The sequence below is a fragment of the Microbacterium sp. Y832 genome, from assembly GCF_057669765.1.
Genome location: NZ_JBYHFM010000005.1, coordinates 212,003 through 231,692 on the forward strand (window position 1 = coordinate 212,003; position 19,690 = coordinate 231,692).

17 protein-coding genes and 1 tRNA gene are annotated in these 19,690 nt (G+C 69.7%); 8 read left to right on the plus strand and 10 right to left on the minus strand.

All coding sequences use genetic code 11. The annotated features are described in order from the left end of the window. Nucleotides 1-295 precede the first annotated feature (295 nt). Nucleotides 296-1,621 (minus strand): zinc-dependent metalloprotease, encoded by a 1,326-nt coding sequence (locus AC25YV_RS11595; protein ID WP_488124049.1) that lies wholly within the window; start codon nt 1,619-1,621, stop codon nt 296-298. Between the two features lie 173 nt (nt 1,622-1,794). Here AC25YV_RS11595 and AC25YV_RS11600 point away from each other — a divergent pair, with 173 nt between their 5' ends. Together AC25YV_RS11600 and AC25YV_RS11605 are read left to right on the plus strand one after the other, a co-directional pair. Beyond that, nucleotides 1,795-2,916, plus strand: a complete 1,122-nt coding sequence (locus tag AC25YV_RS11600) for a YlbL family protein (protein ID WP_488123996.1) — start codon at nt 1,795-1,797, stop codon at nt 2,914-2,916. Between the two features lie 60 nt (nt 2,917-2,976). Next, nucleotides 2,977-5,910: a UPF0182 family membrane protein gene (locus tag AC25YV_RS11605; protein WP_488123997.1), complete on the plus strand. Its 2,934-nt coding sequence runs from the start codon at nt 2,977-2,979 to the stop codon at nt 5,908-5,910. A 171-nt stretch (nt 5,911-6,081) separates the two neighbouring features. On the opposite strand, the gene AC25YV_RS11610 is transcribed toward AC25YV_RS11605, so the two are convergent. From AC25YV_RS11610 to idi, 7 genes are read right to left on the minus strand one after another with little or no spacing between them, the layout of a single operon-like run. Beyond that, nucleotides 6,082-6,957, minus strand: coding sequence for a prenyltransferase (locus AC25YV_RS11610; protein ID WP_488124050.1), 876 nt, complete (start codon nt 6,955-6,957; stop codon nt 6,082-6,084). Next, nucleotides 6,957-7,268, minus strand: coding sequence for a lycopene cyclase domain-containing protein (locus AC25YV_RS11615; protein ID WP_488123998.1), 312 nt, complete (start codon nt 7,266-7,268; stop codon nt 6,957-6,959). The genes AC25YV_RS11610 and AC25YV_RS11615 overlap by 1 nt, the downstream gene beginning before the upstream one ends. Next, nucleotides 7,265-7,609 (minus strand): lycopene cyclase domain-containing protein, encoded by a 345-nt coding sequence (locus tag AC25YV_RS11620; protein ID WP_488123999.1) that lies wholly within the window; start codon nt 7,607-7,609, stop codon nt 7,265-7,267. Before AC25YV_RS11620 ends, AC25YV_RS11615 begins: the two co-directional genes overlap by 4 nt. Nucleotides 7,610-7,611: 2 nt before the next feature. After that, nucleotides 7,612-9,165: a phytoene desaturase family protein gene (gene crtI, locus AC25YV_RS11625; protein WP_488124000.1), complete on the minus strand. Its 1,554-nt coding sequence runs from the start codon at nt 9,163-9,165 to the stop codon at nt 7,612-7,614. Beyond that, a complete protein-coding gene (locus AC25YV_RS11630) occupies nt 9,162-10,049 on the minus strand; it encodes a phytoene/squalene synthase family protein (RefSeq protein WP_488124001.1) in 888 nt (295 codons plus the stop codon). Before AC25YV_RS11630 ends, crtI begins: the two co-directional genes overlap by 4 nt. Then, entirely contained in the window at nt 10,046-11,101 is a 1,056-nt protein-coding gene (locus tag AC25YV_RS11635) for a polyprenyl synthetase family protein (protein ID WP_488124002.1), read from the minus strand. Before AC25YV_RS11635 ends, AC25YV_RS11630 begins: the two co-directional genes overlap by 4 nt. After that, nucleotides 11,098-11,649 carry an isopentenyl-diphosphate Delta-isomerase gene (gene idi, locus AC25YV_RS11640; RefSeq protein WP_488124003.1) on the minus strand — a complete coding sequence of 184 codons (552 nt, stop codon included), beginning with the start codon at nt 11,647-11,649 and terminating at the stop codon, nt 11,098-11,100. The genes AC25YV_RS11635 and idi overlap by 4 nt, the downstream gene beginning before the upstream one ends. A 129-nt stretch (nt 11,650-11,778) precedes the next feature. On the opposite strand from idi, the gene AC25YV_RS11645 reads away from it, so the two are divergent. Further along, nucleotides 11,779-12,204 carry a MarR family winged helix-turn-helix transcriptional regulator gene (locus tag AC25YV_RS11645; protein WP_488124004.1) on the plus strand — a complete coding sequence of 142 codons (426 nt, stop codon included), beginning with the start codon at nt 11,779-11,781 and terminating at the stop codon, nt 12,202-12,204. 103 nt (nt 12,205-12,307) lie between these two features. Here AC25YV_RS11645 and AC25YV_RS11650 read toward each other — a convergent pair. Further along, nucleotides 12,308-12,384 (minus strand) — tRNA-Met (locus AC25YV_RS11650). Nucleotides 12,385-12,482: 98 nt separating this feature from the next. Here AC25YV_RS11650 and AC25YV_RS11655 point away from each other — a divergent pair. Then, nucleotides 12,483-12,998 (plus strand): DUF6328 family protein, encoded by a 516-nt coding sequence (locus AC25YV_RS11655; RefSeq protein ID WP_488124005.1) that lies wholly within the window; start codon nt 12,483-12,485, stop codon nt 12,996-12,998. Beyond that, complete coding sequence (locus AC25YV_RS11660; protein ID WP_488124006.1) at nt 12,995-13,807, plus strand: carbon-nitrogen hydrolase family protein; 813 nt, start codon at nt 12,995-12,997, stop codon at nt 13,805-13,807. The genes AC25YV_RS11655 and AC25YV_RS11660 overlap by 4 nt, the downstream gene beginning before the upstream one ends. A gap of 7 nt (nt 13,808-13,814) precedes the next feature. Here the strand turns inward: AC25YV_RS11660 and AC25YV_RS11665 are convergent, their stop codons facing one another. Further along, on the minus strand, nt 13,815-15,017 hold the full coding sequence (locus AC25YV_RS11665) for an aminotransferase class I/II-fold pyridoxal phosphate-dependent enzyme (RefSeq protein ID WP_488124007.1): 1,203 nt from the start codon (nt 15,015-15,017) through the stop codon (nt 13,815-13,817). Nucleotides 15,018-15,133: 116 nt separating this feature from the next. Here AC25YV_RS11665 and AC25YV_RS11670 point away from each other — a divergent pair, with 116 nt between their 5' ends. From AC25YV_RS11670 to AC25YV_RS11680, 3 genes are read left to right on the plus strand one after another with little or no spacing between them, the layout of a single operon-like run. Further along, complete coding sequence (locus AC25YV_RS11670) at nt 15,134-16,945, plus strand: S1C family serine protease (RefSeq protein ID WP_488124008.1); 1,812 nt, start codon at nt 15,134-15,136, stop codon at nt 16,943-16,945. A gap of 42 nt (nt 16,946-16,987) precedes the next feature. Further along, nucleotides 16,988-18,244 carry a CDP-glycerol glycerophosphotransferase family protein gene (locus AC25YV_RS11675; protein WP_488124009.1) on the plus strand — a complete coding sequence of 419 codons (1,257 nt, stop codon included), beginning with the start codon at nt 16,988-16,990 and terminating at the stop codon, nt 18,242-18,244. Continuing rightward, a complete protein-coding gene (locus AC25YV_RS11680; RefSeq protein ID WP_488124010.1) occupies nt 18,241-19,689 on the plus strand; it encodes a CDP-glycerol glycerophosphotransferase family protein in 1,449 nt (482 codons plus the stop codon). Before AC25YV_RS11675 ends, AC25YV_RS11680 begins: the two co-directional genes overlap by 4 nt. The last annotated feature ends 1 nt before the right edge of the window (nt 19,690 follow it).

Here is a 19,690-nt window from a genome sequence, read left to right on the forward strand (position 1 = left end):
GCGCAGCCGCGCGAGCAGCGCGTCGGCTCCGCCCTTGGGGGCACCGAGGGAGAGCGCGACGGGGTCGACCGCTGAATCGGGGACGCCGATCTCGAGCTCGCGCACGAGTCGCTCCTGCCAGGGCGTGGGGTCGTGCAGGACGACGACCGCGTCGGCGCCGAACTGCAGGCTCGACGGCGTGCGCCAGACGACGGGATGTGCGGGGTCGAGGCGGAACATGACGAGATCATGCCCCGCGGTCGCGTCTCCGCGGCGGCCATCCACAGGCCAATGGCCTGGGGAGGAGCCGATCGTGTCAGACGGGTCGGCTGTCCTCGGGGGTGCCGTCGCCGTCGTCATCGGGCTCTTCGCCCGCGAGCAGCCGCTCGAGCGCGTCGTCCATCTCGTCGCGCACCGGCTCTTCGCCTCGTGCGCGTGCCTCGAGCCGGGCGACCAGGCCGGCGGGATCGTCGATGTCCTCGGCGGTCGGCATGAGGTCGGGGTAGTCCCACAGCGCGTCTCGCTCGGCGACACCGACGGCGTCGGTCACGGCGCGCCACATCGCGGCGGCCTCCCGCATGCGGCGCGGGCGCAGTTCGAGCCCGACGAGCGATCCGAGCGCCCGCTCGGCGGGACCGCCGACGGCACGGCGACGCCGCACGACCTCTGAGATGCGGTCGACCGACGGCAGGCGCGCGAGCGCCTGCTCGGTCACGACATCGACCCAGCCCTCGACCGTGGCGAGCAGGTTCTCGAGGCGCGTGAGGGCGGCAGTCTGGGCTTCGGAGCGCTGGGGGAGCAGCGCTCCACTCTCGATCGCCTGACGCAGCTCGTCGGGCTGAGAGGGATCGAAGCGCGCCGCGAGGTCTTCGAGCGCGTCGGTGTCGACGTGCACTCCGCGGGCGAATTCGGTCACCTGCGAGATGACGTGCAGGCGCAGCCAGCGCGCGTGGCGGAACAGTCGCGCGTGGGCGAGTTCGCGCGTCGCGACGAACAGAGCGAGCTGGTCGTGGGGGATCTCGAGGTCTCGACCGAAGTCGGCGAAGTTCTGCGGCAGGATCGCGGCTTCTCCGTCGGGCATGAGCGGGATGCCGACGTCGCCGCCGGAGACGACCTCTTTCGACAGGTTGCCGACGACCTGGCCCAGCTGCGCCGCGAAGAGCGAGCCGCCGACCATGCGCATGAGTCTGCCCGCGCCCTCGATCATGCCCTGCATGTCATCGGGCGCCTGCTCGCTGAGCGCGGACGTCATCGCGTCGGCCATGCTGGTCGCGACGGGCGCGGCGAGCTCCTGCCAGACCGGCATCGTCGCTTCGACCCATGCGCCGCGCGTGATGGCGCGGGGTGCAACGGCCAGATCCGAGATCGTCGTCGCCTCGCTCAGCCACAGCGTCGCGAGCGCGAACGCCTGGTCGAGGTCTGTGCGTTCGCCGGTCGTCACGCCGAGACCGTCCTGATTGGCGATGTGCAGCGCCTGGCGGCGGGCGGTGTCCCACGAGATGTCCTCGCCGCCGCCTCCGAACACACCCTGCAGGTGGCCCATGACCTTCTGCATCATGGCGGGATCGATCTGCATCCCGGTCAGCTCGGACAGCTTCTCCGCGCTGAAATCGGGGCTTCCGCCTCCGAACAGCTGACGCATCAGCTCCTGCAGGTCGTCTTCGGGATTGCGGTCGTCATCAGACACTTCAGGCGCCTTTCAGCCGGTTCATGACGTCAGGATCTACGCTAGTCGCAGCATCCCCTCGCACCCCCCGGCACCACGCTAAACGCCTTACGCCGGTCGCGAACGACCAGGCACAGGAAGGTTCCGCCGTGGCGCTCTTCGATGAGAACGTCTCGATCCGTCCACGCCGGCGTCGGCTGACCGGCGGCATGGTCGCGGGTCTGTGGGCGCTCGCCCTGGCGATGGTCGTGCTGCTCGTGCTCACCTTCCTGCCGACGTCGTACGTCGTGCAGCGACCGGGCCCCGTCTACAACACCCTCGGTACGGCGCAGACCTCCGACGGCGAGGACGTGCCGCTCATCTCGGTCGAGGGTGCGCAGACCTACGAGACCTCGGGCGCCCTGGACCTGCTCACGGTGCAGGTCGTCGGCAACCGCGAACGGACTCCGTCGTGGTTCGAGCTGGCGCTCGCCTGGTTCGACCAGACCCGCGCCGTCCTGCCGATCGACGCGGTCTTCCCCGAGGGGCAGACGAGCGAGGAGCGCACCGAGGAGAGCACGGCCCTCATGGTCGACTCGCAGCAGGAGGCGACCGCGGCGGCCCTCATCGAGCTCGGCGAGGACGTCGGCCGGACACTGATCGTGCACGCTGTCGCCCCCGATTCCGCCGCCGACGGCGTGCTCGAAGAGGGCGACGTCATCCTCACCGCCGACGGCGAGACGGTCGCGGATGCCACGGCGCTGCGCACCCTCGTCGAGGCGGGCGACGGCGCGACGATATCGCTCGAGATCGAACGCGATGGAACGCCGCAGACGCTCCAGCTCACTCCGCGCGAGACCGAGACCGCCGATGGTGCCGCGTGGCGCATCGGGGTCACCCTCACCAACGAGTACGACTTCCCCTTCGATGTGACGATCCAGATCGACAACGTCGGCGGCCCGAGCGCGGGCATGATGTTCGCGCTGGGAATCATGGACGTCCTGACCCCGGGCGAGCTGACCGGCGGCGAGAGCTTCGCCGGAACCGGCACGATCTCCGCCGAAGGCGCCGTCGGTCCGATCGGCGGCATCCGCCAGAAGATGTGGGGGGCCCTCGACGCCGGTGCCGACTGGTTCCTCGCGCCGCAGGCCAATTGCGATGACGTGGTTGGCTACGTGCCCGATGGGCTGCGGGTCTTCGCCGTCGAAACGCTCGACGACGCGCTGGATGTTCTCGAGACGGTCCGCGAGGACGGCGATCTCGACGCTCTGCCGACCTGCACGAGCGGCTGAGCGCGGTCTCGTTCGGCTGACTCGGCCGAACCCCGGAATCCTGCCGCGTAGGATGGCTGTGTGACCACGACCTCAGCGCCGACCCAGGCCACGCCCCCCCATTCCCGCAGAATCCTCGCGATATCGCTGGCGATCATCGCCGCCCTCGTGGTGGCGTTCTTCATCTTCGCGAGCCTCTATTCCGAGTGGCTATGGTACGAGCAACTCGGATTCAACGGTGTCCTCCTGACGGAGTGGACCGCGCGCGTCATCATGTTCGTCGTCGGATTCCTCGGCATGGCGCTCCCCGTGTGGGGAGCCATCCAGCTCGCCTATCGCCTGCGACCCGTGTATGCGCGGCTCAGCTCGCAGCTGGACCGCTACCAGGAAGTCGTCGAGCCGCTGCGTCGCCTCGCGATGTGGGGCATCCCGGTGTTCTTCGGCTTCTTCGCCGGCTTCTCGGCGTCGGCGCAGTGGCAGACCACGTGGATGTGGATCAACGGCGTCGCCACGAACGACAAGGACCCTCAGTTCGGTCTGGACTCGGGCTTCTACATGTTCGCGCTGCCGTTCTACGCCGCCGTCGTCGGCTTCGTCTCGGCCACTGTGCTCATCTGCCTGCTCGTCACGGCCCTCGTGTCCTACCTGTACGGCTCGGTGCGCATCGGCCAGAAGGAGCTGCGCATCTCGAAGTCGGCGCGCATCCAGCTCGCCGTTCTGGCCGGTCTCTACCTGCTCGTGCAGGGTGTGAGCCTGTGGATCGACCGATATATGACGCTCGTGCAGCCCGGCGCAGACGGGCGGATCACCGGTCCCGGATACACCGAGGTCAACGCCGTCATCCAGGGGCAGATGATCCTCGCGATCGCCGCCGTCATCGTCGCGATCCTGTTCTTCGTCACGGCCGTCATCGGCCGCTGGCGCTTCCCCCTCATCGGCACGGCGCTGCTGGTGATCGTGGCTCTCGTCCTGGGCGTCGGCTACCCGTGGGTCGTCACGACCTTCCAGGTGCAGCCCAACCAGGCCGCGTACGAGCGTGAGTTCTACCAGCGCAACCTCGATGGCACGAAGGCCGCGTACGGGATCGACGGACTCGAGAAGACCGAGTTCACAGCCGAGACCACGGCGGATGCAGGCCAGCTGCGCGCCGACGCCGCCACGACGACGCAGATCCGCATCATGGACCCCGCGATCATCGGCCCGACGGTGCGCCAGCTCGAGCAGTACCGCCCGTACTACCAGTTCCAGAACCCCCTCGACGTCGACCGCTACGAGATCGACGGCGAGATGCAGGACACGATCGTCGCGGTCCGGGAGCTCAACGTCGACCAGCTCGGCGCGGGATCGTCGTGGGTCAACGAGACGCTCGTGTACACGCACGGCTACGGCATGATCGCCGCGGCCGGCAACGAGCGCACGGCCGACGGCAACCCCGTCTTCCTCGAGCGCGGCATCCCGGCCTCGGGCTTCCTCTCGGAGATCCCCGACTTCCAGCCGCGCGTGTACTTCGGCGAATCCTCGCCGACGTACTCGATCGTGGGCGCCCCCGAGGGCACCGACCCGATCGAGCTCGACTACCCGTCGGGCAGTGACGGCAACGCCGGACCGCGCACGACGTTCGACGGCGACGGCGGCCCCTCGGTCGGCAACGTCTTCAACCGCCTCATCTACGCGCTGAAGTTCCAGTCCGAGCAGATCCTCTTCGCCGACGGCGTGAACGCCGAGTCGCAGATCCTCTACGACCGCCACCCGCTCGCGCGCGTCTCGAAGGTCGCTCCGTATCTCGAACTCGACCGCGACCCTTACCCCACGGTCGTGGACGGACGGATCAAGTGGGTCGTCGACGGCTACACGCTGAGTTCGAACTACCCGTACTCGACGACCGTGTCGCTGTCTGAGGCGATCGCCGACTCGAACAACACGCAGCCGCGTTTCGCGCTCGATGACATCAACTACATCCGCAACTCGGTCAAGGCGACTGTCGACGCCTACGACGGCTCGGTCACGCTGTACGCGTGGGAGCCAGAGGACCCGGTGCTGCAGACCTGGCAGAACGTGTACCCGACCGAGATCAAGCCGATCGCGGACATGCCGGCTGATCTCATCTCGCACGTGCGGTACCCCACCGACCTGTTCAAGGTGCAGCGCGCGATGCTGCAGGTGTACCACGTCGACGACGCACAGTCGTTCTACGAGCGCGACAACGCCTGGGCGACCCCGGCTGATCCGCAGAACGAGAACGCTCTGCAGCCGCCGTATTACCTGACGATGCAGATGCCTGGACAGCGGGACCCCTCGTTCTCGATGTTCACGACCTTCATCCCGTCCTCCTCGACGGGGGCCGAGAGCCGTAACGTTCTGATGGGCTACCTCGCTGCCGATTCGAATGCCGGCAGTGAAGCGGGAGTCAAGGGCGAGGACTACGGCAAGCTGCGGATGCTCGAGATCGCAGCCGAGACGACGGTGCCCGGCCCCGGGCAGGTGCAGAACCGCTTCGACTCGGATCCCACGGTGTCGCAGCAGATCAACGTGCTCACGATCGGCCAGTCCGAGGTGCTCAACGGAAACCTGTTGACCCTGCCCGTGGGCGGTGGACTGCTCTATGTGCAGCCTGTCTTCGTTCAGGCGGCCGAGGGCACCCAGTTGCCGCAGCTGCGCAAGGTGCTCGTCGCGTTCGGTGATGACATCGCCTTCGAGGACACCCTGAGCGAAGCCCTCGACTCGCTGTTCGGAGGCGATTCCGGCGCGACGACGGGTGACGGCGAGGTCGTGCCCGACGAGGGCGAGACCCCCGTTCCGACGCCCACCCCGACGCCGAGCCCGACGGAGCCCGGCACCGACACGCCCGCGCCCACACCGCCCGCAGGTGACTACGCGACGGCCCTCGAAGAGGCCCGTCAGGCCATGCTCGACCGCAACACGGCGCTGCAGGCCGGTGACCTCACCGCCTTCGCCGAGGCGGATGAGCGACTGACCGCCGCGGTCGAGAAGCTCATCGCCTTCGGCGAGCGCTGATCGAACGACGAATGCCCCCGCCTCACCGGCGGGGGCATTCGTCGTTCCGGGGGCTCGTTCCCGGCGCCGCCGGCGTCGCTCACGCGCACGGCAGGACCACGAAATCTGCCCTGCGAGCGCAGAGGCCGAGTCTGCGTACGCCCCGGCTGAGCGCCGGGGCGCCGCGACCGTTCAGGCGGTGATGATCGCGTACCAGATGAGCAGCAGCGTCACGACGAAGCCGGCGAACTGGTTGAGCCAGAGGAAACGGTCCCAGCCCCGGGTCGCCGTGTTCGCCGTCGCATCCGTCACGCGGCGATGCGGCCACACCGTGGCGAGGTAGGGCAGGACGACGATCGCCGCGAGAGGTCCGGGCCACGCCGTCGCGAGCATCACGAGGCCGGCTGCGGCATAGGCGACGAGCGCGAACCACACCGTCCATCGAGCACCGCGGACCGTCGCGATCGAGGCGATGCCGGCTTCGCGGTCGGCCATGACGTCCTGCACCGCGCCGAAGGCATGCGAGGCGACGCCCCACAGCCCGAACGCGACGATGATCGCCACGAGCTGCCACGTCCAGGTCGCGCCCGCGAGGACGAGCGCGTACACGGCCGGCGAGAAGAAGTGGATGCTGCTGGTGACCGAGTCGGCGAAGGGGACTTCCTTCAGCCGGAGCGGCGGCGCGCTGTAGAACACGACGAAGAAGAGGCTCGCCGCGAGCACGAGCCACGACAGGGGCGAGCCCACGATGACGAGGTAGATGACGAACGGCAGCGACGTGAGTGCCGCAGCCCACAGGGTGGCCCGGTGCAGGTGGCGGTCGAGGATCGCGCCGTGCGCTCCGCCCTTGCGCGGATTGCGCAGGTCGGATTCGTAATCGAACACATCGTTGATCCCGTACATGGCGAGGTTGTAGGGGACCAGGAAGAACAGCGTGCCGATGATGAGGGTGGCATCGATCGACCGGGTCGTGAGCAGGTAGGCCGCCGCGAAGGGATAGGCCGTGTTGATCCAGCTGACGGGCCGAGACGAGACGAACAGCTGCGTCAGGACGGTGCGGGCGCGCATCATGCCTCTCGGGGTTCGGTTCGGGCCAGCAGCGTGTGCACGGCCGGCACGAGGAAGGCGGCGCACACGGCGTAGGAGAAGTCCTCGATCGGGGCGAGCCCGATGCGGATGCCGCTCACGTGCTCTTCGGGATAGGTGAAGAGGTCCGCTGCGATCATGAGGTTGTCGAAGACCGCGGTCAGGATGACCAGCACGAGGGCGGCGATCCCCGAGGCCGCCATCCTCTGGCCGAAGCCGGGACGGCGGATCGTGGAGAGCACGACGAACGCCGTGACGGCGACGAACGGCACGAGGAGCAGGGGATAGGTCATGAGGTTCCGCTCGTCTCTGCAGCGGCGCGCCGACGCGCGACGAAGCGCTCAGCAGCGGCGTAGGCGACGAGGCTCAGGTAGCAGAGGAAGGCGAGGAAGACGGGCTCTTCCACCGGCAGGTGCGGGGCGAGGTCGATCCCCAGCAGCAGGGGGCTGTCGCCCTTGACGAAGACGCCGAGGGCGATCCCGGCGGCATCCCACGCGAGGAAGAACGCCGTGCCGATGGCGACGGCCACCAGCGTGCGTCCGGGTGTACGCCATGCCGCGAGCTTCCAGCGCGCGTCCAACGCGGCTATGCCCGCTGCGCTCAGAAGAATCGCGATGAGGTAGAGGCCGGGCACACTCACACTCTCGCACGTCGCGGCGTGGGCAACGGGCCGGGCGTGCGGTCACCGCGCAGACGCTTGACGATGAGTTCCGCAGAGATGAGGCACATCGGCAGGCCGATCCCCGGCAGGACCGACGTGCCGGCGTACATGAGCCGGTCGACCTTCTTGGAGACGTTCCGCGGGCGGAAGACGGCACTCTGGCCGAGCGTGTGCGCGAGGCCGAGCGAATTGCCCCGCCAAGCGTGCAGATCGGCTTCGAAGTCGGCGGGGGCGACCGTGCGGCGCACCACGATGCGCTCGGCGAGATCCGGGATGCCGCACCACTGGGCGATCTGGTCGATCACGACGTCGGCGGCGCGTTCGATCCGGGCGTCGCCTGCGCCGTCGATTCCGCCGTGGCCGAGGTCGGGGTCGGCGGGGACGGGAACGAGCACGAAGAGGTTCTCGTGCTCGGGCGGCGCGACCGAGTCGTCGGTGGCACTCGGCCGGCACACGTAGAGCGACGCGGGGTCGGGGATGTGCGTGTCCTTCCCGAAGATCGCCTCGAAGTTGGTCCGCCAGTCGCTTGTGAACAGCAGCGTGTGGTGGGCGAGCTCGGGCAGTCGTCCGCGTACGCCGAGCATCACCAGCAGGGCGCCGGGGCTTGGCGTGCGCGAGCGCCACCAGGGTTCGGGGTAGGACCGCAGCTTCGGCGGGAGCAGCTTCGTCTCTGTGTGGTGCAGATCAGCCGTCGAGACGACGAGATCGGCGTCGAGCACCGTGCCGTCGGCCAGGCGGACTCCGGTCGCGGTGGCATCCGTCGTGAGGATCTCGACCACTTCGCTGCCCGTGCGGATCTCGACGCCCTGAGCGCGGGCGCAGCGCTCGACCGCCGCGATGACCTCGGTGAAGCCGCCGCGCGGGTAGAGCACGCCGTCGCCGAGGTCGAGATGGCTCATGAGGTGGTAGAGGCTCGGGACGCCGTACGGCGAGCCGCCGAGGAAGACGGCCGGATAGCCGAGGATCTGCCGCAGACGCTGATCGGTGAACCTGCGGTCGACGTGCGAGGCGAGGGTGCGCACCAGCAGCGGCGCAAGGGTCGGAAGGCGCTTGACGATCTCGCGGTCCCGCAGACCCGCCGTCGTCTCGTACGTGTCATAGAGGAAGCGCGACACCGCGAGGTCGTAGGCGTCAGCGGCCGAGTCGAGGTAGCTCTCGAGGCGGGCGCCGGCACCGGGCTCGATGCTCTCGAACAGTGCGGCGGCCTCTTCCCGCCCCGAGTGCACGTCGACCAGCTCAGCTCCCTCGCTGTACACGCGGTAGGCCGGGTCGAGCCGCACGAGGTCGAGCTCTTCCGCAGCGCTCGTGCCGAGCAGCCGGAAGAAGTGATCGAACACCTCGGGCATGAGGTACCAGCTGGGTCCCGTGTCGAAGCGGAAGCCCTCGTGCTCCCACGACCCGGCGCGCCCGCCGAGCTCGTCGCGAGCCTCGAGGAGTGTCACTCGATGCCCCTCGGCGGCGAGCAGGGCTGCGGTCGCGAGACCCGCGATGCCACCGCCGATGACGAGGGTCGACGTCGTGGCGGTCATACGCGTGTCCTTCGGGGTGCGGCGGCCAGCAGCGCGCGTGCGGCGATGGCGGCCTTGACGGGGTCGGGCACGCGTACGCGCCCCTGAGAGGAGTCCGAGGCGCGCAGGCGCGTCGACAGCGCTGCGAACAGGTCGTGCGCGGCCGTCACGGCGGCGCGGCAGTCGCGGGGGAGCAGCCCGATCACCGATGCCGCGGCGGCGAGATCGGCGTCGATGCGGTCGAGCACGTCGGCGCGGGTCGTCTCTGCACCGTCGATTCCGAGGTAATCGCGTCCGAGCGCGCCCGCGTCATGGTCGCGGTCGCGCAGGAAGTTGACGTCCTGGAAGGCCGCGCCGAGGCGCCGCGCGCCTTCGACGAGCTCGGCCGGCGGATCGGAGGGGCGACGCGCACCCGCGTTGACGAACACCTGCAGGCACATGAGGCCCACGACTTCGGCCGAGCCGTAGACGTAGTCGTCGTGCGATGCGGCATCGTGCTGCGTCGTGGCGATGTCGGTGCGCATCGACTGGAAGAAGGGCCGCACCAGTTCCTCACGGATGCCGCACTCCCGCGCCGTCTGGGCGAAGGCGTGCACGATGAGGTTCGCGCTGAAGCCCCGATCGATCGCACGCAGCGTCTCGGCCTCGAGCGCGTCGAGGACCTCGCGCACCTCGTCGGGGGTCAGGCCCGACTCCTCGCCGGGACCGTCGACGACCTCGTCGGCGATGCGCACGAGGGCATAGATATTGCGCACGTGCGGCCGTGGTCGCGGGCCGAGCAGCCGCCCCGCGAGTCCGAACGAGGTCGAGTAGGCCGAGATGACGGCGGCGGCCGCCTCATTTGCCGTGCGGTCATACAGGCGAAGTCCCGTCGGGCCGCCCTGGCGGACGGTTCGGTCGGTCACGGCACGCGCTCCTCGATACGGTCGGCGAGGTCTCGCAGAAGCGCTCCCGCCTCGGCCGGAAGGACGGGGTCGGCGGTCGAGAAGCGCACATCCGAGAGGGTCGCGGTGACCATCTCGCGGAGCGAATCGCGTGCGCCACTGGCTTCGAGGGCACGCTGCGCGTCGCGAACGGCGATGGGTCCCGTGTATGCCACGGCCAGAGCGTCGCTCACGCGCGTCCACTGCGCCGTCTCCCGGGCGAGAGCCACGAGCGGTGTCTGCTTGGCTTCGCGCAGGTCGCCGCCGCTCTCACGGCCCGCCTGCGTCGCATCGCCGAACGCGCCGATGAGATCGTCGACGAGCTGGTAGGCGAGGCCCAAGCGTCCGCCGATGCGCTGCAGCACCTGCCGGGCATCCTCGGGGGCGCCGGCCAGAATGGCGCCGGCGGCGAGCGGGGAGCGGAAGGAGTACACGGCGGTCTTGTTGTAGGCCGTCTCGAGCAACTCCGAAGAGGGCACTCGGCCGTCGGTGATGCTGTTCTCGACGTCGGCGAGCTCGCCCGCCGCCGACACGTGCACGGCGTCGTCGAGCAGATCGTAGATGCGGGCGAGCGTGTCGTGGGGGAGCCCGGCGAGGGCGATGAGACGTGACGCCTCGTGCAGCAGGAGGTCGCCCGCGAGGATGCCCGCGGCGTCTCCGAGCAGGGCCGAGCCGGCGGCATCCGCCCCGCTGTCGAGCGCCCGCGCACGGAACTCGCCCGTGACATTGGGAATGCCCCGTCGCTCGGTGTCGTGGTCGATGACGTCGTCGTGTACGACGAAGGCGGCATGCAGCAGCTCGAACGCGGCCGCAACGGGCCCGACGGCGGGCGTGGTGGCGATATCGCCCCCGAACGCCTCGAAGGATGCCGCGACGAGACGTGGCCGCATCCGCTTGCCGCCGTCGGTGGACCGCGCGACGGCGCCGGCGAGCGCCTCGAAGCTCGGCCCGAGCGTCGCGGCTCGGTCGCGGAGCCGACTCAGGGCTGCCTCGATGGGGGCGTCGATGTCGATCCGCGAGCTCAGGGTGATCATGACGCCCGTCGCTGGGGGGCGGTGCCGTTCAACAGGTGCAGCTGCTGAGCCTGCAGAACGAGCCACGGGCTGAACGCCCACGGCGTGGTCCGCAGGGACGCGGCGAGATCGACAGGGTCAACCCACTTCGCATCGACGACCTCGAGCGGGTTCAGTGTGGGCTCGCCCACGGCGCGCGCCGTGTAGACGGGGCACACTTCGTGCTCGACGATGCCGTTGGCATCGGTCGCGCGGTATCGGAACAGGGGCAGAGCGAGCTCGATGTCGGTCAGGGTCAGACCGATCTCGTATTCGGCGCGCCGATGCACGGCAGCGATGAGGGGCTCGGCGGGGCGGGGGTGGCCGCAGAAGGAATTGCTCCACACACCGGGCCACGTCTTCTTGTCGAGTGCGCGTCGCGTCACGAGAATCTGGCCCTCATCGTTGAGGACGTGACACGAGAATGCCAAATGCAGTGCGGTTTCGGTACCGTGGACGCTGCTCTTGGGTGCGGTGCCGATCGCCTCACCGTCGTCGTCGAGCAGTACAACGTACTCGGTGTCCAGCATCCGTCTATCCTCCATGTTTTTTTGCTAGTTTAGCTAGCAATTCCTTCGTGGCGATGTTACAACGGGAAGGGAGGAAGTGTCCACATGTCGCAACCCTGGAACCCGCAGACCACTCATGACCATGCTGTCATGGACGTCTTGAACGCGATACGGGCTTTCAGCGACGCCATGGACCGCATGTACGGCGGACTGAAGGGCGACATGATCATGAACGCGACCGACCTGGCCGCGTTGCGAATGCTGATCATGCGCGAGCAGCAGCAGAAGGCCGTGAGCCCGCACGATGTCGCGCGTCACCTTCGCATCTCGACCGCATCGACGACGAAGCTGCTGGACCGACTGACGGCGTCGGGGCATCTCGAGCGCCGTCCGCACCCGACCGACCGGCGTGCGCGGATCGTCGTGCTCACACAGGAGTCGCGCGAGGCCTTCTATCGCCACTTCGGCCAGCGACTGCGCGCCATGCGCGGGGTGGCCGAGAAGTACACCGAATCGGAGCTCGAGACCATCACGCGGTTCCTCTGCGACGTCGGACGCGTCATCGACCCGGTCTAGCCGGAATCACGCGGCCGAGCGGGAAACGCCCGGGCCGAGCGGGGGATCACGCGGCCGAGCGGGGAAACGAAGAAGGCGCCCCGTCCGGGACGCCTTCTTCTTCTGGTTGCGGGGGCAGGATTTGAACCTACGACCTCTGGGTTATGAGCCCAGCGAGCTACCGAACTGCTCCACCCCGCGGCACGTCCATAACTCTACCACGCGTTCCGCGGCACGTTGACCGCCGGTGCGGGAAGGCGTGGTTGCCGGGGTGTGGCGACGGGCGGGAGGATGAGGGCATGGCCGCCCCTCACGATCCCGATCGCCGTGACGACAGGGATGACGGGCGCGACGAGTCACCCGAAGAGCGGGCCGACCGGCAGTGGATCGACGTGCTGCAAGAGCTGCGCGTCATGCAGACGGGTTCCCAGATCCTCACGGGGTTCCTGCTCGCCCTGGCCTTCCAACCGGGGTTCTCCGACCTCGACGGGGGACAGCGCGTGCTCTACCTCGTGCTCATCGTGCTTGCGGCGCTGAGCGCCATCGTCGCGCTCGCTCCCGTCGCCCTGCATCGACTCCTGTTCCAGCAGCGCGCCAAGCGGGAAGTCGTCATCTACGGGCACGTGGCTCTCATCACGTGCCTCGCGACCGTCGCGACGCTGCTGCTCGGCGTCGTCGCGTTCGTCTTCGACGTCGTCCTGGACACCGGTGCCGCCGCCCTCACGACGATCGCTCTGGCGGTCCTGCTCGTTACGCTGTGGATCGTCACGCCCCTCGTCGTGCGCACGCGGCACGCCGCGAAGGAGAACACATGAACCCGTCCGAGACGACGCCGATCGCGATCGCCCAGTTCGCCCCCACGGCCGACGAGAAGGCGAACCTCGAGCTGATCGGCCGGCTCGTCGCGGCGGCATCCGCCCGCGGCGCGAAGCTCGTGCTCTTCCCGGAGTACTCCAGCTACTTCGTCGACCCCTTCGACGCGACGCTCGCCGAGCATGCGCAGGACGTCGAGGGGGCGTTCACGCAGGCGCTGACCCGCCTCGCCGCCGCGCACGACCTGCACATCGTCGCGGGCCTGCTCGAGCGGGCCGGCGATCCGCGGCGTGTGCGAAACACCGTCGTCGCGGTCGATGGGACGGGCGTCGTCGCGACGTACCGCAAGGCGCACCTGTACGACGCCTTCGGTCAGCGCGAGTCGGACTGGGTCGAACCGGGCGAGCTCGGTGCACCGCAGACGTTCGAGATCGACGGGCTCACCTTCGCGCTCATGACCTGCTACGACGTGCGCTTTCCCGAGGTCGGGCGGGTGCTCGCCGATGCGGGCGCCGACGTCGTGCTCGTCCCGGCGCAATGGGTGCGCGGCCCCCTGAAAGAGCACCACTGGCGCACGCTGCTGCACGCGCGGGCGATCGAGAACACACTGTTCGTCGCGGCAGCCGACCACCCGCCGCCCCTCGGCGTGGGGCTGTCGATGATCGTCGATCCGACGGGCATCGAGATCGCCGCGGTGGGCACGGCCACCGACGTCGCCGTCGCGCACATCGACCGCGATGCCGTCGCGCGCGTGCGCCGCGTCAATCCCGCGCTCGCGCTGCGGCGGTTCGCCGTCGTGCCGCGCGACTGACGCTGCGTCAGTCGGCGAGGGTTGCGAGCCGGGATGCCGCCTCGTGCAGCACGTCGACGCGCTTGCACGCGGCGAACCTGACGAGCGTCGCGAACTCGGGACGATGCTCGGGCGTCACGAAGGCGGTCAGGGGGATGCCGACGACGCCCGCGCGACGCGGCAGATCGCGGCAGAACTCGTCGGCGTCCGTCGCCCCGAGCGGTGCGGCGTCGGCGACGGTGAAGTACGACCCGGCGGGCACGGAGACCTCGAAGCCGGCGGCGCGCAGTCCGTCGCCGAGCAGGTCCCGCTTGCCGCGCAGAGTCGAGGCGAGCCCCGTGAAGAACTCGTCGGGCAGTCGTAGCCCCGTCGCGATCGCGGGCTGGAACGGTGTTCCGTTTGTGTAGGTCAGGAACTGCTTGACGGCGACGACGGCGTCGATCAGTGCGGCCGGCCCGCTGATCCAGCCGATCTTCCACCCCGTCGTCGAGAACGTCTTGCCTGCCGATGAGATCGTGAGCGTGCGCGGCCAGGCGCCCGGCATCGTCGCGATCGGCACGTGCGCCTGGTCGAACACGAGGTGCTCGTAGACCTCGTCGGTCACGATGACGGCGTCGTGCCGCTCGGCGAGGCGCACGATCTCTTCGCGCACCTCCCGGGTGAAAACGGCGCCCGTGGGGTTGTGCGGGTCGTTGACGAGGATGACGCGCGTGCGATCGGTGACGGCGCGGCGGAGGTCGTCGAGGTCCGGCTGGAACTCGGGCCAGCGCAGCGGAACCGGCACGATCCGTGCCCCTGCCAGCGCCGTGACGGCGGCGTATGAGTCGTAGAACGGCTCGAAGACGACGATCTCGTCGTCGGGTGCGCCCGTGAGTGCGAGCAGGGCGGCGGCGATCGCCTCGGTGGCGCCGGCCGTCACGAGCACGTCGCGGTGCGGATCCAGCGAGATGCCGTGGAACCGCTCCTGATGCTCGGCGATCGCGTGCAGCAGGTCGGGCATGCCCCGTCCGGGCGCGTACTGGTTGAGACCGTTCGCGATCGCCTCACGTGCCGCCTCGAGCACCTCGGCGGGGCCATCCTCGTCGGGGAACCCCTGACCGAGATTGATCGCGCCGGTCTGGGCGGCCAACGCCGACATCTCCGCGAAGATCGTCGTCCGGATGGTGCCGTCGGCATCGACGAGCCCCGCGCCCTGCGCCGTGCGGCGCCATGCGCCGTGAATCTGCTGCATGGTGCTCCACGGTACCCGTCGGATCCAGACCGATCGCATAGATCCGTCCCATCCGTGGCATAAGAAACGCACAGGTGGGCGCGGCAAGGTGGATGATGTCAGCAGAAGGAGTACTCATGAGCGACACGAACGACGACCGTCCCGTCGACGCCACCCTGGAAACCTCTGCCCCATCGGCGCCGCCGGCCGAGGCGAGCACTGCGCCTGCCGCGTCGTCTCCCGAGACCGGGGCGACGGATGCCGCGCCCCCGGCGCCGCCCGTCCCGCCGGCGCCGTCGGCATCGGCATCGGCGTCTGACGCTGCCTCCCAGAACCCCGCGCCGGCGGTGTCCGACGCGCCCGCAGCAGCTGCACCGCAGGACCCCGCGCCGACGAGCGGTGCCGCACAGGACCCCGCCGGGTCGAGTGCGGCTGCGCAGAGCCCGAGCGCGCCGGTCGCCCGCCCGAACGCCGCGGGCACTCCCGCCGGCGCCTCGAACGCCGGGGTGCCGACGCGTCCCGTCGCACCCGGACCCGTGCCCCCCGGTTACGTTCTGCAGTCCGGTGCCCAGCCCCGCCTGCCCGCCTATGCGACGGCTCAGCCCTACGCCGGCTACGCGGCTCCCCAGCGCCCGCAGGCCCCGACGCCTGGTCAGGGGGGTGCGGGCCAGCCGCCGTACGGTGGCGGGTTCGGACGCCCCGGCGACACGCAGCCGACCGTGCCCCTCGCCGGTTCGGGCAGCGGAACCGAAGCTCCCACGAAGCAGAAGTCGGGTGCCGGCAAGGTGGCGGGGATCATCGTCGCTGCCGCGCTCGTCGGCGGACTCGCGGGCCTCGGCGGAAGCTACGCCGGTCTCCAGCTCTTCGGCGCGGGCATCGGGATCCCGGCGGTCGGCCCCGGCACCGTCACGGTCAACAACACCGACGCGGTGGAGCAGACGACGGCGATCGCCGCGAAGGTCGTGCCGAGTGTTGTGACGATCGAGGCCGCCAGCAACAACGGCTCGGGCACGGGTTCGGGCGTCGTGCTCACGAGCGACGGCTACGTCGTGACGAACACGCACGTCGTGACCCTCGACGGTGCGACCGGCGGTGCGGCCGTGCGCGTCACGACGTCGGACGGCCGCGTCTACGACGCCGAGGTCGTGGGAACCGACCCCACCTACGATCTCGCGGTCATCAAGCTCATCGATGCAGAAGGCCTCACGCCGATCGAGTTCGCAGATTCGTCCGACCTCAACGTCGGCGACCTCGCGATCGCCGTCGGTGCGCCCTTGGGCCTGTCGAGCACCGTCACGACAGGCATCGTGAGCGCCCTCAACCGCTCGATCGAGATCGCCTCGGCGGCCGCGCCGGATTCCGAAGACGAGGGGGACGGCGGCGAACAGGGCGATGCTCCCTTCTTCTTCGACTTCGGTCAGGGCCAGGGCGGTGGTCAGGCCACCGAGAGCATCAAGATCTCCGTCATCCAGACCGACGCCGCCATCAACCCCGGCAACTCGGGCGGTGCGCTCGTCGACGCCGAGGGCAAGCTCATCGGCATCAACGTCGCGATCGCCTCTGCGGGCGGATCCTCGGGCGGCGCAGGCTCGATCGGCGTCGGCTTCGCGATCCCTTCGAACGTGGTCGAGCGCATCACGGGTGAACTCATCGAGGACGGCGTCGCGACGCACGGCCTGCTGGGCGCGAGCGTCAGCGCCGCCGCCTATGTGGAGGGCGCGTCCATGACGGGCGCCTACATCCAGGAGATCGTTGAGGGCGGAGCGGCGGCCGACGGCGGGCTTCAAGTGGGCGACATCGTCACGGGCTTCAACGGGTTCCCCATCACCGATTCGGTCGACCTCACCGCCCAGGTGCGCGCGGCCGCAGCAGGAAGCGATGCGACCGTCACGTTCGTGCGCGACGGCGAGACGCGCACGGCCGAGGTGACGCTCGGCGAGCTGCCCTGACCGCACCCGACGAAGGACGCCGCCCCGCGATAGGCTCGCGAGGTGGCGTCCTTCTCGTTCGGTGCGGGGAATGCCCAGAAGCTCGCCGCCCTCCCGCTCTACGCCGTCGGCCGGCTGGCCACGCTGCTCATCCCGCGCACGCGCGATGCGTGGGTCTTCGGCTGCGGGGCCGGCATCGGTGATGGGGCACTCGCGCTGTGGCAGACCGCGATCGCGGACGGTCACGACATGGTGTGGCTCGTCGGATCGGCGCGTGAAGCCACGGATGCCGCGGCTCACGGCATCCCGTACGTGTACAAGAACACCCTGCGCGGCTTCTGGCGCACGGCCCGTGCCGGCGTCGTGGTCGTGACGCACGGCTTCGGCGACGTCAATCGGTACGCCGTGTCGGGGGCGTTCGTCGTGCAGCTGTGGCACGGTATCCCGCTCAAGCGGATCGGGCTCGACTCACCCGAGACTCTGCGCGTGCCGGGCGTTCTGCGGCCTGTCGAGGTGGTCGCACGACGCGCGCTGGGTGCGATGTTCCGCGGGGCCGCGCAGCGCATCCGCGTGCTGCCGGCCGCATCGCACATCGTGCGCGGGCGCCTCGAATCGGCCTTCGCGCTCAGCGATGATCGCGTCCCGGTGACGGGTGAGCCGCGCGTCGACGTGCTCTCGCAGGGCACCGCCGACGAGCGCCGCGCGACCGCCCGCGCCCAGCTCTCGCATCTCGTGGGCGACGTCGGATCATCGCGCGTCGTGCTGTACGCGCCGACGTGGCGCGACGGGGCCGCTGACCCCGCGATCCCGTCGACGGCGGATTGGCGCCGCCTCGTCGACCTGCTCGACGCCGAAGACGCCGTGCTGCTCGTGCGGTCGCATCCGCTCGGCGCGGGCGAGTACACGCCGCCCTTCCCGACCGATCGGGTGAGGGCAGTGGGCAGCGACCTCGCGCCTGACGTCACGCCGCTGCTGCCGGGGCTCGACGCGCTCGTTACGGACTACTCCTCGCTCGCCTTCGACGCGGCGCTCGTGCCGCTGCCGGTGGTCTACCTCGCTCCCGATCTGGCCGACTACGCACGACGCCGCGGGTTCTACGGCGCGTATCGCGACGTGGCCGGAGACGACGTCGCTGCGTCGTGGGCCGACGCCACGGCGCAGTTGGCCCGACTGCTCGGCGACGAGAGCGAAGACGCCCGCCGGCGCGGCCTGTCGCGCGCCCTGAGCGCGCGCTTTCATGCCTTCCGCGACGGGGAGAACGCCGCGAGGGTGTACCGTGCGATTCTGGCCCGGCGCCCGCGGGGGAGAGGACGACGATGACCGACGCGAGGTTCGATGCTGCTGCGGGTTCACCTGCCCTGGTGCTCTCGGGTGAGGGGGAGAAGCCGACATCGGTCGATCTCATCGGTCCCCGTGCGCGGACATCCGCCGAGATCACCGGTGGGGGCAGGACCTGGCAGGCCGTCGTTCCGCTCGTCGCCTCGCGCTGGGGCGGTCCCGAACTGCCGCTGCCGATCGGGACATACCGGATCGAAGCGTCGGGGATCGATCCGGGCGCCATCGAGGCGCTTCCCCTGACACAGCTCGGTCCGCTGCGCGCGAGCCTTGACGCAGCCACGGTCCGCATCGGGCCGCCGATCGATCCCGCCTACGACTCCGGCGAAGGGCAGGACGCCCTCGAGCGTCGGTACGCGACACGGCCGGCGAGTCTCGAGAACGCCGTCTTCTTCGAGAGCTTCTACGGACGCAACGCGAGCTGCAACCCGCTGGCGATCGATCGTGAGCTCGCCCGCCGTGCGCCGCACGTGACCCGGTACTGGAGCGTCGTCGACCTCTCGGTGCCCGTCCCCGATGGAGCGATTCCCGTCGTCGACGGCAGTCCGGAGTGGTGGCGCGCCCGCGGTGCATCCCGCCTGCTCGTCGTCAACGACTGGCTGCGCCGCCGCTTCGCGCGTCGCCGCGGCCAGGTCGTGCTGCAGACCTGGCACGGCACACCCCTCAAACGGCTCGCTCTGCACCGGCCCGGATTCGATCCGCGGCGAATGGCGGCCGTCGTCAAGGAATCGCGACGCTGGAACGTGCTGCTCGCCCAGAACCCCTATGCCGCCCACATGCTGGGCAAGGCATATGCGTTTCTGCGTCGACCGATCTGGGTCGAGGGCTATCCGCGCAACGACATCCTCGTGACCGGGGGTGACGGCGCGGATACGCGCCGCGATCTGGGGATCGGGCCCGATGAGAAGGTCGTGCTCTACGCGCCCACCTGGCGAGACGACCGCGAAGAGATGGTCGACTTCCTCGATCCGGCGGCGCTCGCCGTCGCCCTTGACGCTGTCGTGCTCGTGCGAGGGCATTCCCGCACTCTTGCGCCCGGCTCAGACGCCGTCGGCCCGCGTGTCGTGGACGTGACGGGCTTTCCGGACACGTCGCTCCTGCTGCTGTGTGCCGACGCGCTCGTGACCGACTACTCGTCGATCATGTTCGACTACACCGTGACGGGTAAGCCGATCTTCTTCCTTGTGCCCGACATGGAGCACTACCGCGGCGAACTGCGCGGCTTCTACTTCGACCTCGCGGCACGCGCCCCCGGCCCCGTCGTGAGCAGGCAGGACGACCTCGTCGCCGCGATGCGCGACCACGACCCCGCCGCATACGCCCAGAAGTACGCGAGCTGGCGCGAGCGCTTCAACGCGCGCGACGACGGGCACGCGGCCGAGCGGGTCGTCACGCGCATTCTGGATCAGGGCCTCGTCGAGCGCGCCTAGC

Excerpts from the sequence above, each read along its gene's own strand:
- AC25YV_RS11595 (WP_488124049.1), bottom strand. The coding sequence starts at position 1,621 with ATGCGTCAGCTGTTCGGAGGCGGAAGCCCCGATTTCAGCGCGGAGAAG.
- AC25YV_RS11610 (WP_488124050.1), bottom strand. The coding sequence starts at position 6,957 with ATGCGCGCCCGCACCGTCCTGACGCAGCTGTTCGTCTCGTCTCGGCCC.
- AC25YV_RS11615 (WP_488123998.1), bottom strand. The coding sequence starts at position 7,268 with ATGACCTATCCCCTGCTCCTCGTGCCGTTCGTCGCCGTCACGGCGTTC.
- crtI (WP_488124000.1), bottom strand. The coding sequence starts at position 9,165 with ATGACCGCCACGACGTCGACCCTCGTCATCGGCGGTGGCATCGCGGGT.
- AC25YV_RS11635 (WP_488124002.1), bottom strand. The coding sequence starts at position 11,101 with ATGATCACCCTGAGCTCGCGGATCGACATCGACGCCCCCATCGAGGCA.
- idi (WP_488124003.1), bottom strand. The coding sequence starts at position 11,649 with ATGCTGGACACCGAGTACGTTGTACTGCTCGACGACGACGGTGAGGCG.
- AC25YV_RS11645 (WP_488124004.1), top strand. The coding sequence starts at position 11,779 with ATGGACGTCTTGAACGCGATACGGGCTTTCAGCGACGCCATGGACCGC.
- AC25YV_RS11655 (WP_488124005.1), top strand. The coding sequence starts at position 12,483 with ATGGCCGCCCCTCACGATCCCGATCGCCGTGACGACAGGGATGACGGG.
- AC25YV_RS11660 (WP_488124006.1), top strand. The coding sequence starts at position 12,995 with ATGAACCCGTCCGAGACGACGCCGATCGCGATCGCCCAGTTCGCCCCC.
- AC25YV_RS11665 (WP_488124007.1), bottom strand. The coding sequence starts at position 15,017 with ATGCAGCAGATTCACGGCGCATGGCGCCGCACGGCGCAGGGCGCGGGG.
- AC25YV_RS11670 (WP_488124008.1), top strand. The coding sequence starts at position 15,134 with ATGAGCGACACGAACGACGACCGTCCCGTCGACGCCACCCTGGAAACC.
- AC25YV_RS11680 (WP_488124010.1), top strand. The coding sequence starts at position 18,241 with ATGACCGACGCGAGGTTCGATGCTGCTGCGGGTTCACCTGCCCTGGTG.